This is a genomic window from Gilliamella sp. B3023, assembly GCF_026536845.1.
Classification (GTDB): domain Bacteria; phylum Pseudomonadota; class Gammaproteobacteria; order Enterobacterales; family Orbaceae; genus Gilliamella; species Gilliamella apicola_E.
In genome coordinates this window covers 88263-103463 of the sequence record NZ_JAFNNH010000009.1, presented here as the reverse complement: position 1 = coordinate 103463, position 15201 = coordinate 88263, and the positions used below count along the sequence as shown (strand labels likewise).

Below are 15201 nucleotides of genomic sequence, written 5' to 3'. Positions count from 1 at the left end.
AACAGTTAAACGAATTTCGCGATATGAACAAACCGTTAACGGTTCAGCATCTATTATTTTTACAATCATGGCAGGCAAATAAATATCCTGCTATGGTAGATAGTGCGTTTATACAGACGTTGAAGAATTATTTTAGTGAATTGCATTAATAGCAGAGTGATGTTGAAAATAAATCATCCGCCCCAACTAGGGTGGTTTTTTTAAGTTTTTTATCGAAAAAAAGTTGAGGAGTGGGGTTTTTAGGGTTTAAAATTCTGCAATGTTGTCTAAATAAATAATTCTGCCTTAAACTGTGGCTTTTTTTAGTAGCCGTTTTTTACATCAAAAAAAGTTGAGGAACGGGGTTTTTGAATCCCTTTCATCATAATCAATCAATAAATAATCTTTATTAGTTCCATCTTAAGGTTTTGTTAATCTGTTTTTGTTAGTTTAGTTGCACTTTTATTTGTAATTATTGGAGCAAAATTTGGATAGAAATTTTAGTTGGCGCTCGTTGGTTTATGCTATTTTGTATTTCTGTTACTTTTCTTGTGCATTACAACTTTATATTGCATTGTCAGGACATGCTAATTTTATTGGGCTTCGTGACTCGATAATTTATAGTATGATTTGGCTGGTGCCTATTCTCTTTTTTCCTAATATTACCAAAAAATTTGCTACCGTTTATGGCATTATCGTCGGTGGGTTGTCACTAATTTCGATTGGTTATTTTACTATTTATCGACAGGAGTTTTCGCAGAGTGTTTTTTTTGTGATGGCGGAGTCGAATTATAATGAGTCACATGAATTTATTTCCCAGTACCTTAGTATTAAACTCGTCGCCGTGCTGTTGATTTATATTTTGGTTGGGGTGTTTTTGTGGTTTAAGGTTAAACCGGTTTATGTAAAAAATATGACTAAATGGTTAGTGTCGATAATCATTGTGGTTTATGCGTTGATGCCTTTGTTTATTAGTGTGGCGATTAAGAAGACTTCGTTTGAGCGCGCTACCCAGCATCTGTTAAGTCGGATGGAAACGACGGTTCCATGGCAATTGCTTAGTAGTTATATTGCTTATCGTTCTCAGCTTTCTAATATGGAAAAAATATTAAATCATCTCGAAACCTTGCCTAAATTCGAAAATTTAACCGATGCCAATGGAAATACTCCAAGAACGTTAGTGCTGGTGATTGGTGAGTCAACGACTCGTAGCCGTATGGGCATTTATGGTTATGACCGTGATACGACGCCGTTAATCGAGCAATTTAAAAAAGATAATCCTGATTTTCTTGCTTTTAATGATGTTGTTTCATCAAGACCTTATACGATCGAGATTTTGCAACAAGCGTTAACTTTGGCCGATGAGCAACATCCTGATTTATATCTTTCTAAGCCATCATTAATTCATTTGATGAAACAGGCCGGCTATAAGACTTTTTGGATTACCAATCAACAAACGATGACCAAGCGCAATACGATGTTGACGATGTTCTCTAAGCAAGCTGATGAGCAGTTTTATATGAATAATGATCGTAACCAGAGTTCCAGACAATATGATTCGTCGGTTTTTGAGCCGTTTAAGAATGTGCTAAATGATCCTGCTGAAAAGAAATTTATTGTTATTCATCTGCTCGGTACGCATATGAAATATGAGCTGCGCTATCCGGAAGGTGAGGAGTATCAGCGTTTTAAAGATAAGACTGGCGTAAATTTTGATTTGGATAACGATAAGTTAAAAGTTTATAACAGTTATGATAATGCGGTCGCGTTTAATGATTTTGTTACCACTGAGCTGTTTAAGCTATTTAAGAATAGTGATCCAAATGGTTTTATTTTGTATTTTTCCGATCATGGTGAGGAAGTTTATCAAACGGCTCCACATGATGTTTTAGGGCGTAATGAGAAGGCGCCAACTAGGGCTATGTATACGGTTCCTTTTATGCTTTGGCAATCGCCAAAGTGGCTTGTGAGTCATCCTAATAATCATTTTGAGTCTTATGTGAATCGAAAATTTAGTACTCAGGATTTGATTCATACTTGGTCTGATTTGGCTGGGTTAAGCTTCGATGATTATCAACCCGAAAAAAGTATTGTGAATGAAAAATTTGCACAGCCAACTCGATGGATTGGTGATCCTCATGGTAAAGAGGGGTTAACCGATTTCGAACAGCTGGCTAAATAGGGATTTACAGATAAAGTAAAGGTATGGTATTGTATATTTATACAGTTATTTTCTATATACTAATACCCTCAATATGCGAAAAATTATTCATGTCGATATGGATTGTTTTTATGCTGCTGTCGAAATGCGAGACAATCCACGTTATCGCAATGTGCCGATCGCCGTAGGTGGCGATCCGCGTAAGCGTGGTGTGGTGGCAACTGCGAATTATATTGCTCGTCAGTATGGTGTGCATAGTGCGATGTCAATGGCACAGGCAATTAAGCTGTGTCCTAATATTAAGGTCATTCCTGGTCGTCATGCCGTTTATAAAGATGTTTCCAATCAAATCCATCAAATATTTAAGCGTTATACTCAAGCCATTGAGACGCTTTCGCTTGATGAGGCTTATTTGGATGTGACGGATTGTAAGCTTTGTCATGGTTCTGCTACGTTAATCGCCCAAGATATTCGACAAGCAATCTATAAGGAGCTAGAGTTAACCGCGTCAGCAGGTGTGGCTCCACTTAAGTTTTTAGCTAAAATCGCCTCTGATATGAATAAGCCAAATGGGCAATATGTGATTACACCCGATCAGGTTGAAGGATTTATTGAGCAACTTCCACTGAAGAAGATCCCCGGTGTGGGTAAAGTGACCGAGAAGAAGCTAGCAGAGTTGGGGCTTTATACCTGTAAAGATGTGGTTAATTATGATTTGACTAAGTTACTTAATCAGTTTGGTAAGTTTGGACGTATTTTATATGAACGTTGCCAAGGGATTGATGAACGCGAAGTCTGTAATGATAGGCAACGCAAGTCAGTTGGGGTAGAGCGCACGTTGGTTGATGATATTCACAGTTGGGATGAGTGTTTAGCGCAATTTGATCCGCTATTTGAGGAGTTGGAGAAGCGTTTAAGCAAAGTTCGCTCGGATCTCTCTATTGCTCGCCAAGGTGTGAAATTTAAGTTTGATGATTTTCAGCTTACAACTCAAGAGCATGTTTGGTCTAAGTTGGATAAAGCTGATTTGATTGAACAAGCTCATAAAGTTTGGCTAGAAAGGCGCAATGATCGGGGTGTTAGGTTAATTGGTTTTCATGTGACGTTGATTGATCCACAAGTTGAAAAGCAACTTATTTTTAAGTTTTGATTGATGATGTGTTGATTAGATGAGATGGGTTAAAGGATCTGATTTTAATTCGCAAATCAGATCCTTTATATTATTAAATGATTATTTTAAGTTTTGACCATTGGTCTTAATCACATTTTTATACCATTCGAATGACTCTTTTTTATAGCGTTTCATGCTTCCGTTACCTTCGTTGTCACGATCAACATAAATTACGCCATAACGTTTTTTCATTTCGCCAGTGGTGAATGAAACGACGTCGATAATTCCCCAAGCGGTATAACCAATCACATCAACACCGTCGTAATCCATCGCTTTTTGCATCGCTTTAATATGCGCGCCGAGGTATTCGATTCGTGGTTTATCGTGAATTTGGTTGTCGTGCTCAAGTTCATCAATCGCCCCAAAACCATTTTCAACAATAAATAGTGGTAGTTGATAACGATCGTATAAGCGATTAAGTGTGTAACGTAATCCTTCTGGGTCGATCGGCCAACCCCAGTCACTGCTTTTAATGTATGGATTTTCAACTGCATTTGGTAATGCACCATTGACGATGTTGTCACGGTTGTCGTTTTTAACATCCGCTTTTACGACCGTTGACATGTAGTAACTAAAGCCGATGTAATCAACCGTACCTTGTTTTAAACAAGCTAAGTCTTCTTCTGTAATATCAAGTTTGTAGCCTTCGCGTTCAAACTCTTTTAATGCGTATGATGGATAATATCCACGAACATGTACATCAGGGAAGAAGAAGCGTTGATGCATAGCAATTTCTGATGCCATCATGTCTTCAGGGTTACATGAGTATGGGTAAATTGGCACGTGAGAAATCATACAACCAATTTCAAAGTTAGGGTTGATTTTTTTACCAGCAATAACCGCTTTAGCACTGGCTAATAATTCGTAATGCGCAACTTGGTAAAGCACTTCTTGTGGATTTTCACCTGGTTTAACTTGTACACCTGAGTTGGTCCAGAAGAAGATTGGGTTACTGGTGTCCATTTGGTTGTTGATTTCGTTAAAAGTCATCCAATATTTAACTTTGTTTTTATAACGTTCAAAACAACTTATAGCAAAACGTTCAAAAAACTCTACGGTTTTACGATTACGAAAACCACCATATTGGCGAGCAATGTGTAATGGGATTTCAAAATGTGAAAGGGTAATAACCGGTTCAATTCCATTCGCAATGAGTTCATCAAATACGTCATCGTAAAATTGTAGGCCTGCTTCATTTGGCTCTAGCTCATCGCCTTTAGGGAAAATTCGAGTCCAAGCAATGGAGGTACGAAGGCATTTTAGTCCAAGTTCAGCAAATAATTTGATGTCTTCTTTATAATGATGATAGAAATCAATTGCTGTATGATTTGGGTAAAATTTGCCTGCTTCGATATCTTGAGTGATTTGTCTTGCAACACCATGTGCGCCAGCGGTCATGACATCAACCACGCTTGGTCCTTTGCCCCCTTCATTCCAGCCGCCTTCGAATTGGTGAGCGGCTAATGCACCGCCCCATAAAAATGGTTTTTTAGTCATTTTTGATTCCTTGTTATTGCTTAATTTCGAATATGATATCGTCAAGATTCACGTCTTTATTTTCAGTTAATGTGATCAATTGGTATTGATCTGTATTAACAATAATAATTGGTGTAATTAATGGATAACCCGCTTGTTTGACCGCTTGTGGATCAAAGCTGATTAGCAAATCACCTTTTTTAACTTGTTGACCCATACTGATGTGATAACTAAATTCGTTATTAGTTAAATTAACGGTATCTATTCCAACGTGAATTAATAATTCTACGCCGTTATCTAGGACTAAGCCGATAGCATGTTTTGAACTTTCAAATACCGCACTAACTACGCCATCAAATGGTGCATAAACATGGTTATCTGTTGGTTCGATAGCAATACCTTCACCCATTAATTTTTGTGCAAAAGCGGGATCTGGCACTTCGCTTAGTGGTAATGCTTTACCGATCATTGGGCTAGTGATATTCACTTTATCAAGAACGACTTTTGGAGTGTCGTTTTCAATTTTTTCATCACTTTGTGCTTTTTCATTCGTACCAAAAATTTGCATCAAAATCACTGGCCCCAATAGTGCTATTGCTGAACCCAGTGCTACGCCGATGATTGATCCATAATGTTCTGGATTAATTGCATTAACAATAGTTAGTGGTCCAGGTAATGCTGCATAGGTGTAGTAGTAAGGCGTAAAGATACCAGCGACCATCCCACCAATTGCAGCACATATACAGCCATAAATAAATGGTGTTTTAAAGCGTAAGTTAACCCCATAAATAGCTGGCTCTGTGATACCAAATAGACCCGTAATAAAGGCTGAGATTGATACACCTTTCATCTCTTTTGAGCGAGTTTTGATATAGAATCCTAATGCTGCACCGACTTGACCAATTACCGCGATAGTTTGGTAGGCTTGGAAAGAGTCTTTACCATATTGGTTAATGTTTTCGATAATAACTGGTGTAATACCCCAATGCACACCAAATATAACCAGAACTTGCCAAAATGCCCCGATAATCGCACCCGCGACCCATGGCGCAAGGTTAACAATCCAGTTGTATCCGCTTGCAAGGTAGTGCGCTGCACCAGCTGTAATAGGTCCAATTACTAATAAGGTTAATGGAACCATAATCACTAAGCAGATTAATGGCATGACTAATGGTTTAATAATGCTGTGTAAGCGAGGTTCTAAGAAGCGTTCTAAATAAGAGAGTAACCATACTAAAAATAGTGGTGGTAATACGGTTGACATATAGGTGGTTTCAGATAACGGTAAACCAAATAAGTCAAATGTTCCCCCATTTTTTATTGATGTTGCAATTTCTGCCCATGTTGGTGATAGTAGCGCTGCACAACATGCTACTGCAATATAGATGTTGCAACGGAAATGTTGCGAAGCAGTAATGGCAATAAAGATAGGTAAAAAAGTAAATGGCGCCCAAGAGATAAAGCTAAATACTTGGCAAGTGCCAGTTTGTTCAAATTCTGGATAGGCAAGCTTAATTAAAATTAAGATCCCTTGTAATATACCTGCTCCCGCTAAAACATAAACGAAGGGAGCAAAAACAGCTGACATTGTGGCGATAACACGATTTAACATACTACTTTTGCTATTTACATCAACTTTATTGTTTCCACTCATTAATTGCGTAAATGCATTATAGACTTTGTCTACATTTGTGCCGATAACAACTTGAATTTGTCCACCTTTTTCAACCACGGTGATAACACCCGGCAAACTGGCGATTTTCTCTTTCGCTTCTGCTGGGGTGGTTTGAGTAACGACACGCAAACGAGTTGCACAACGCGCGACAGAAACAATATTATTTTCGCCGCCTAACTCATTTAATATATCAACTGCTAATTTATTATAATCTCTAATTTTAGATGACATCAATTAAGCTCCTTTTAACAGGTAAGAGAGCATATCTTATCCTTAAATTGAAAATTGTTAATGACCAATTTTATTGTTTGTGATCTAGATCGCGTTTTCTAGCAATTTTGATTTATTTAATTAAGGATAAGTATAGAATGTCAGTCATTTATACCAATATCAAAGAACGACTAATGTTAAAATACCAAGATGTGGCAAAGAAAATTCAACAGTCGATTTATCAACAAAATCTGCCTAAAGATACACAATTGCCTAATATCGAAGGGTTAATTCAACAATATCAAGTTAGTCGTACCACCATTATCAAAGCACTTAACCGCCTTGAAAGGCACGGTGTGATCTATCAAATTCAAGGCAGTGGTATTTTTGTTAGGCAACCCAAAAAAAGGGGTTATCTGAATTTTTTAGAGAGTCACGGTTTTAGTGTTGACCTAAATGATTTACCCGGCGCTTCACAAGTATTTAATGTTGACGTTATTCAGCCTAATGCCAAAGTGAAAGAGAACTTACAGTGTGAAGACGGTGAAGAAGTCTATTACATAAAACGATTACGTTTGGTTGAAGGGAAGGTTTATGGTTTTGAGCAATCTTATTATCGTAAAAAGATCATCTCTTACCTTAACCGAGAAATTGCCGAAAACTCAATTTTTAGTTACGTTAAAGAGATTTGTAAAATCAATATTGGTTTTTCTGATAAATATTTCAAAGCGATAAAATTAGATGAGGAGATCGCCCCTTATTTAGGATTAAAACCTGGCGATCCCGCATTATGTGTTGAAGAGATTTTTTATACTACAGCAGGCGAACCTTTCGATTTTTCAAGAATTATTTATCATTACGACAATGCAAAATTCTATGTACAAAGTCATTCAAAATAGTCGAAGGTATTTCATTTAGTTAATAAAATAAATTACTAACTAAATGAAATTTTATCAATTTAACAGCTACTACTTTTGTTCAACTTTTTTAAGTGTTTCGAATGTACCTGATAAAGTTAATGTGACTTCATATTCTGGTGGGGTATTGATATCTACATCCATAGCATCATCAACACTTCTATCCATACCTAGATAACGATTTTGACTTTTGGCGTTGTTAAATGATGAATATGATGTATCAAAATCTCTTGAGTCGAGTGATAGTGTAATTGGTGCGCCTAGTACATACTGTTTATCCAATAATCGTTCAACTTTAGCGCTCAATTTGTTTAGTAAAAGGGTTTCATGCTCGTTTAGCGCAGCTTGAATTGCTTCAGGCGAAACACTATAAGAGATGTTATTGTTGACTTGCATCTTTAATTCTTGCGCTTTAGCAATAATTTTACCAATAAGATCTAATTTATTTATTTTTATTTTTAGTGTGTTATTGACGAAATAGTGTTTTTCTTCAATTTCTTTAGCCTCCATTTCGCGTACCATATATTTTTTAATTGATACGTTCGTTAAGCCTATCTTTTTTAATTCGTTAGCGATATTGTTAAAGTCTTTGTACAGATCATCCTTTGCTCTACTTTCTCTATTACTGGTTGTAGCAATGGAGAATTCATAGTAGTTAGTCAAATTTTTATCGTCAATCTGATAAATGTTGTTTATACCATATTTATCAAGTATTTTATTAAGATTGATGAAGCTATCATTATTATCAATCGTTAATACAACATTAAGAATAGCTGCATAAGTGGTATTGTTTTTACTATCTGGTTTCGTAACAGTTCTAACACTGTTTTTGTAGTCGGTGGTAACTAAATTATCGTCGGTAATATTAAGTGTATTTAAATAAGTTTTTAACTTCTTCATTGTTTCGACATTAAGATTAGAAGCTTCCGTTGATGTCTCACCCTCTGTTTCTAAGGTTACATAAAATTCAACTGTATCGGGTTTTAATATAATGTTATCAGTAATTTTGGAGGTGATTTCTCCAACAGGGATAAGGTTCTTTCCATATTTTAATTGCTGTAGTTCTAAATAATTATTGCTAACGTTTAACGCATTATTTTGGGCGTGAGATGGAAAGATGGTACTCATATTCATTAATAGGATTAATAATAAGGTTTTTTTCATTTTATTTCCTTTATTCAGTCTAGTGAAATGGGCTAGTAAAGTAGGTTCAATGTAGAAAGATAAGATGATTATAATTAATCTAATTGGAAAGTTGTAAAAAAATTGTAAAACTTTATGAATATAAAAAAGCGTCTTACGACGCTTTATTATTTTATTCCATATTCAGCACGATAGGCTTCGACTTGGGTGACTTGGTCTTTTCGTGATGGATCTTGGTAGAGGTATTGGATCAAATCATCTAAAGTAATAATTGAAATTACATCACAATGATAAGTCTGTTTGATTTCTTGAATAGCAGATAAATCACCTCGGCCTTTTTCTTGACGATCTAAGCAAATCAATACGCCAGCAAGTTTAGATTGATTGTCTTCCAAAATTCGCATTGATTCACGAATTGCTGTACCAGCGGTAATTACATCATCAACTAACATAACGCGTTGTTGATATATTGAACTACCTACTAGATTACCACCTTCGCCATGGTCTTTCGCTTCCTTTCGGTTAAAGCAGTAAGGAACATCAACATTGTGGTGTTCAGATAGGGCAACCACTGTTGATGAAACGATTGGAATGCCTTTGTAGGCTGGACCAAAGATAACATCATATTGTAAATCTGCATCGATCAATGCAGCGGCATAAAAACGACCTAATAACGCTAAATCTTTACCGGTATTAAATAGTCCTGCATTAAAAAAGTAAGGGCTTTTTCGACCTGATTTTAAAGTAAACTCGCCAAATTTTAATGCTTGCCTATCTAAAGCAAATTCTATAAATTCACTTTTATATGATTTCATCGATCCTCTCCAATTAATCTTTTAAAGCTTGTTTTTGTGCTTCTGTAATAGTTTTTATGCCATTTTTTGCTAGTTCTAATAGGGTTAATAATTCTTCATGACTAAATGGTTCACCCTCGGCAGTGCCTTGAACCTCTATGATACGACCATCATCTGTCATAACGACATTCATATCGGTTTCAGCATTAGAATCTTCAATGTATTCTAAGTCGCATAAGGCTTCACCGTTTACAATGCCTACCGATACGGCAGCCACTAAAGATTTAATTGGATTTTCTTTGATTTTGCCATTAGAAATTAATGTGTTTATTGCATCAACGAGTGCAACACAAGCTCCGGTAATCGATGCAGTTCTTGTGCCACCATCGGCTTGAATAACGTCACAATCTAAGGTAATGGTGTACTCACCTAATAATTCAAGGTCAACCATCGCGCGCAGTGAACGGGCAATTAGGCGTTGGATTTCCATTGTTCGGCCAGTTTGTTTGCCTTTTGCAGCTTCTCGTTGTGTTCTTGAATTTGTTGCGCGAGGTAACATGCCATATTCAGCAGTGATCCAACCTTGATTTTGACCTTTTAAAAAGCGGGGTACAGATTCATCAATTGTTGCATTACAAAGTACTTTGGTTTCACCAAATTCGACTAATACAGAACCTTCTGCATGCTTAGTGTAATGACGGGTTATTTTGATTGGGCGGACTTGTTCCGCAGATCGACCAGACGGGCGCATGCAATTCTCCAGCAGTTTATTTTATCTTCGAATTAATTTTTTAGGGGGACATCAACAAGAAAGCGTCGATGTTTAGCCTAAGCTAAGGGCACATTATACAGAATTTGTGATACAATGCACACTAAGTTTTTATAAATTTAGGAACCTATTATGATTTCTAGTATGACCGCGTATGCGAGAAAAGAGTTGAACCAATCATGGGGTAATGCGTCTTGGGAGTTGCGTTCGGTCAATCAACGCTACTTAGAAACCTATATTCGATTACCAGAACAGTTTCGCTCACTTGAGCCGATCGTTCGTGAGCGTCTTCGTGCTCGATTAACTCGCGGAAAGATTGAATGTAACTTACGCTTCGAACTTGATCCCGCTACTCAGAACCAAGAGTTATCATTAAATATTGAGCTGGCTAAACAGATATTAAATGCAGGTGATTGGATTAAACGTGAATACCAAACCGGTCCAATCAATCCGCTTGATGTGTTACGTTGGCCGGGAGTGATGTCGAGTAAAGAACAAAATTTAGATGCAATTTCGCAAGAAATTTTAGCTTTACTTGAAAAGACAATCGATGAATTTATCACTGTTCGTGAACGTGAAGGTAAAGCCCTAAGCGAATTAATTACTCAACGCTTAGACGCAATAACTGTCGAAGTTAATAAAATTCGAGATTGGATGCCACAAATCTTAGATTGGCAGAAAGAGCGTTTAAAAAGCAAACTAGACGAAGCCAATATTGAACTAGATAGCTCACGTCTTGAACAAGAAATTGTGATGGTTGCACAAAAAATTGATGTGGCTGAAGAGTTAGATCGATTAATGACTCATGTTAAAGAAACTTATGCAATTCTAAAGAAAAACGAAGCAGTAGGGCGCCGACTTGATTTTATGATGCAAGAATTTAATCGTGAATCAAATACCATCGCTTCAAAATCAATTAATGCGGATGTAACTGCAAGTGCGATTGAACTTAAAGTATTGATTGAGCAGATTCGAGAGCAAGTACAAAATATCGAGTAATTTAATGAGCAAGTATTTTGTCATCGGCAAAGTCCTTCACTCAATATAGTCTTAAATGTTTATATCGATTAACAGACTGATTTATTATTTACTCTAAAAAACAATCAATGTAGATTAAATTAACAATAGGGGCGCAATGCCCCTTTTTTATATCAAGATATTATGAATTGCTTTTTCAAAGATTATTTTTAATTAAAAAATAAAAATCTTTACTTTTATCTAGCCTAATAAACTTTACTTTTCATAGAGCAAGTTTAAAATGCACCAGTCAAATTAATAACTCAGTCCTAGTTATTGGAAAAAATAACAAAAATTGACAATTATCATTTAAACATAGCTAGAAGTTTTTTTATTAGTATTATAATTTTTAAGGAATAATAAGGAATAAAACAATGAGCTCTACAGTTAGTCATTATCAGTTGTCACAAAAATTTAATCCGCTTTTAACCATTATCTTTACTTTAATAGGTATTTTTGTCGCAATTGCTTTGGGCATTATCTATTCAATCATCTCTTATTATTCTCCGTTTGTCATAATTGATATTGGTTTAGTCGTTGTAATGGGATTGACGTTAGCCTATCTTGCTTCATTTCTTGCAAAAGCAGCAAAAGTAAGAAATACCATGGTTAATTTTTTTATGGCATTCTTTATCTGTTTATTTGCTTACTACTCAAGTGTATGTGGATTTGAAGTAGGCCTTTTTTCGGGTGATTTTACAGATTATATTGAACTGTTTTTTTCACCATTCACTGTCGTTGACATCATGTTTGATGAAATTCTTCCATACCGTGAAATATCCATCACCAGAAAATCGAATACAAGTCACATTTCTGGTTTAATGTTGGGTGTTGTTTATTTAATTGAATTACTTGTTTTCTTCTATCCATTAATCGTTTCATTTCATATTGACGATTATTATTGTGAAGCTTGCCAAGCATGGTACAAAAAATATCAATTCTTTTCATTAAGTAATGAAAGCCTAGAAACTAAACTTTCTGCCAATTTAACTGGTAGTTATGCCGATGTATTATCGCAAACAACTTTTTATACTGATACAAAAGGAATAGTTAACCAAGTCGATCAATCAGCAGGAAATATCGATGTATTAGAATATCAATATTGCCAATGCCCAAAATGTCGTCAGAAAAGCATTCTTACCATAGAGAAGAAATTATTGAAAAAAGACAAAAAAGAGTATGAATTAAAAGGTGTTAGTGATGGATTTATAGTCCAAGATGCCTATATCGATAACAAAACCGATGCATTATTTGAAAAAGAAATATAAATCGGTAAAAAAGATAAATGAATAAGAAAGATAAAAGGGACTGATGTCCCTTTTTTTAAGGGTGATTTTTAGGATAGTGTCGATTTTTAATTGATTTAAAGTACCAATATAACGCAGCATAAGCGATCCCCGTCGATAACAAATCAGCAGTTGGTGATGCTGCCCATACACCATCTAAATCAAAGAATAATGGAAGAATATAAAGTGTTGGTAACAAGATTAAAATTTGTCTTGAAAGGCTCAACAAAATAGAAATTTTTGCCATACCAATACATTGGAAGAAACTGGTAGTTACCATTTGGAACCCAACAAACGCAAAAGAAAATGTGGTATAACGTAGTGCAATTGCAGATATTTCTATTAAATCAACATCAGAACTAAATGCTCTAACCAGCACATCAGGAATAAAACAACCTAATATAAAACCAACGCTAGTAATGACGGTGGCAATTTTAACCGCATAAATAAACGTTTCCTTAACCCGAGCATAATTTTTGGAACCGTAGTTATAACCAATAATCGGTTGCATACCTTGGTTTACGCCAATAACAATCATAATAATCAGTGTAATTAATCGGTTAGCGTTAGAATAGCCGGCAATTGCATCATCACTTGAAACATGTGATATTGGTGCATAATGGGTTAACTGCCAGTTGATAAATACCACAACAACCGACGCAGCCACCTGCATAGCAAACGGTGACATACCAATCGATAAAATAGATTTAACATAAGTAAAATCGAGCTTGAAGTTGCGACGATATAATTTAATATTGCTGTTTTTGCTGATAAAGTGTTGCATTACAAACAAAAAGCTAATAAACATCGATAACGTAGTTGCAAACGCTGCGCCACGCATTCCCCAACCTAAAGCAATAATGAAAATTGGTGCGAGAATAATATTAGCAATCACACTGATAAACATCGTTACCATGGCTTTGAAAGGATAACCACTGGCGCGCATCATGTTGTTGTAATTAAATGTTAGTGTGATAAAAATACTACCCGGTAAAAATACCTCTAAAAATTCCCGTGCATAAATATGATTAGTGGGGCTTGAACCGATAAAGTGTAAAACCGGATCAATAAAATAAAGTAATAATGCTAAAGTAATACCGCTTAGCACGGCAGTTAACATAAACGATGTGCCTGCTACTCTTTCGGCTTTATCAATCTCGCCTCGACCCAAAAATATCGAAATACGGCTTGCCGAACCAATACCAACCAACATACCAATGCCGGCAGCAAGATTCATCACAGGCAAAATAATACCAGCGCCACTTAACGCTTCGCGACCGATCCAATGACCAATAAAAATTCCATCAATAATATTGTAAAGCGTATTTACTGTTGTCCCAATAATTGATGGTAGCGCATATTGCCAAAATATTAGGCTAATTTTTTTATGTTTAAAATCATCATAAATATCGCGTGAGTTTGTCATTTTTATTCACATTGAAAAAAAGTTAAAGTTGCTAAGAATTTTAGAATATACGTAAAAGTATAAAATTGACTTGAATAATCATAACTAGTTTAACAGAGATAAAAATTGATGATAGCACTTTTTTAGTGCTTTGATAAAATAGTCGATTATCAAATCGTCTAGCGTAATAGGAATTTTCATGAGTGTACAAATAGAAAACGTTGTTTTACATAAATTAATAAGAAAAAGCGATACGGAAATCGAATTACAACTTCGTGACTCATTACTGAACAATGAACAAGCGGTAACCAACTTGATTGAAGATATAAACCGCGTTTATAACAACAAAAGTAAAGCTTATGGACTATTTAATAGTGAAAGCCTTTTTGAACAGTCGCTTAAAGAATTACGTTTAGGTAATCAAGACTTCCTTAATTTTAGTCAAGAATCTACCAAACAATTACGTAATGAACTGGCCAAATATCCATTTGCTGAAGGTGGCACCGTTATTTTTTGCCATTATCGATATCTAGCTGTTGAGTATCTTATTATTGCTGTATTAAATAGCTGTTTAAGTATGTTAGTCAACGAACAACTCAATATATCAGAAACCCAGTATTTAGATATTGACCATGCCGACATCATTGCTCGTATAGATATAACCGAATGGGAAACGGCTCCTGACTCAAAACGTTATCTAACTTTCCTAAAAGGACGAGTAGGGCGTAAGGTTTCTGACTTCTTTATGGATTATTTAGGTGCGAGTGAAGGATTAGATGCTAAAGCGCAAAATAAAACACTTGTTAAAGCGGTTGATGACTATTGCCAAGAAATGCAATTTGACAACAAGAATAATGCCCGTGAAAATGTTTATAATTATTGCCAAGCGCAATTACAAGCAGGTGAAGAGATTGAACTGAAAAATCTTGCTAACGAATTGCCAACGACTGACGAGAATAATTTTATGGAATTTGTCAAAAATAATGAATATGATCTAGAGGACACTTTCCCCGTTGATCGTAGTGCACTACGCCAACTTAAAAAATTCTCTGGTAGCGGTGGTGGATTAACCTTAAGCTTTGATTCTGATCTATTAGGCGAACGAATCAAATGGGACCCGCAAACTGACTCACTTGTGATTAAAGGTGTTCCACCTAATTTACGTGACCAACTTCAACGAAACAGTGGCTCAAACTAG

Annotated in this window: 12 protein-coding genes; 6 read left to right on the top strand and 6 right to left on the bottom strand. The window is 35.8% G+C overall.

Going from position 1 to position 15201, the window contains the following annotated elements:
- Window positions 1–466 precede the first annotated feature (466 nt).
- Both cptA and dinB read left to right on the top strand, forming a co-directional pair.
- Window positions 467–2161, top strand: a complete 1695-nt coding sequence (gene cptA, locus J3U16_RS07340; protein WP_267342778.1) for a phosphoethanolamine transferase CptA — start codon at window positions 467–469, stop codon at window positions 2159–2161.
- A gap of 73 nt (window positions 2162–2234) precedes the next feature.
- A complete protein-coding gene (dinB, locus tag J3U16_RS07335) occupies window positions 2235–3290 on the top strand; it encodes a DNA polymerase IV (protein WP_267342777.1) in 1056 nt (351 codons plus the stop codon).
- Window positions 3291–3371: 81 nt separating this feature from the next.
- On the opposite strand, the gene J3U16_RS07330 is transcribed toward dinB, so the two are convergent.
- Both J3U16_RS07330 and J3U16_RS07325 read right to left on the bottom strand, forming a co-directional pair.
- Window positions 3372–4808, bottom strand: coding sequence for a 6-phospho-beta-glucosidase (locus J3U16_RS07330; RefSeq protein WP_065734534.1), 1437 nt, complete (start codon window positions 4806–4808; stop codon window positions 3372–3374).
- Window positions 4809–4821: 13 nt separating this feature from the next.
- The gene (locus tag J3U16_RS07325; RefSeq protein ID WP_267337017.1) at window positions 4822–6693 is read right to left on the bottom strand and encodes a beta-glucoside-specific PTS transporter subunit IIABC; all 1872 of its coding nucleotides are present in this window, start codon (window positions 6691–6693) and stop codon (window positions 4822–4824) included.
- A gap of 137 nt (window positions 6694–6830) precedes the next feature.
- Here J3U16_RS07325 and J3U16_RS07320 point away from each other — a divergent pair, with 137 nt between their 5' ends.
- Window positions 6831–7571, top strand: coding sequence for a GntR family transcriptional regulator (locus J3U16_RS07320; RefSeq protein WP_267342776.1), 741 nt, complete (start codon window positions 6831–6833; stop codon window positions 7569–7571).
- Between the two features lie 69 nt (window positions 7572–7640).
- Here the strand turns inward: J3U16_RS07320 and J3U16_RS07315 are convergent, their stop codons facing one another.
- From J3U16_RS07315 to rph, 3 genes are all read right to left on the bottom strand, one after another.
- Window positions 7641–8753: an SIMPL domain-containing protein gene (locus J3U16_RS07315; RefSeq protein WP_267337016.1), complete on the bottom strand. Its 1113-nt coding sequence runs from the start codon at window positions 8751–8753 to the stop codon at window positions 7641–7643.
- Between the two features lie 146 nt (window positions 8754–8899).
- On the bottom strand, window positions 8900–9547 hold the full coding sequence (pyrE, locus tag J3U16_RS07310) for an orotate phosphoribosyltransferase (RefSeq protein WP_065561745.1): 648 nt from the start codon (window positions 9545–9547) through the stop codon (window positions 8900–8902).
- A 13-nt stretch (window positions 9548–9560) separates the two neighbouring features.
- Window positions 9561–10277 (bottom strand): ribonuclease PH, encoded by a 717-nt coding sequence (rph, locus tag J3U16_RS07305; protein ID WP_065561744.1) that lies wholly within the window; start codon window positions 10275–10277, stop codon window positions 9561–9563.
- Window positions 10278–10427: 150 nt separating this feature from the next.
- Between rph and J3U16_RS07300 the strand changes: the two genes are divergently transcribed.
- Window positions 10428–11294, top strand: a complete 867-nt coding sequence (locus tag J3U16_RS07300) for a YicC/YloC family endoribonuclease (RefSeq protein ID WP_267342775.1) — start codon at window positions 10428–10430, stop codon at window positions 11292–11294.
- A 392-nt stretch (window positions 11295–11686) separates the two neighbouring features.
- Window positions 11687–12580, top strand: coding sequence for a hypothetical protein (locus tag J3U16_RS07295; protein ID WP_267342773.1), 894 nt, complete (start codon window positions 11687–11689; stop codon window positions 12578–12580).
- A 55-nt stretch (window positions 12581–12635) separates the two neighbouring features.
- On the opposite strand, the gene J3U16_RS07290 is transcribed toward J3U16_RS07295, so the two are convergent.
- Window positions 12636–14024 carry an MATE family efflux transporter gene (locus tag J3U16_RS07290; RefSeq protein WP_267338398.1) on the bottom strand — a complete coding sequence of 463 codons (1389 nt, stop codon included), beginning with the start codon at window positions 14022–14024 and terminating at the stop codon, window positions 12636–12638.
- Window positions 14025–14202: 178 nt separating this feature from the next.
- On the opposite strand from J3U16_RS07290, the gene yejK reads away from it, so the two are divergent.
- Window positions 14203–15201, top strand: a complete 999-nt coding sequence (gene yejK / locus J3U16_RS07285) for a nucleoid-associated protein YejK (RefSeq protein ID WP_065561738.1) — start codon at window positions 14203–14205, stop codon at window positions 15199–15201.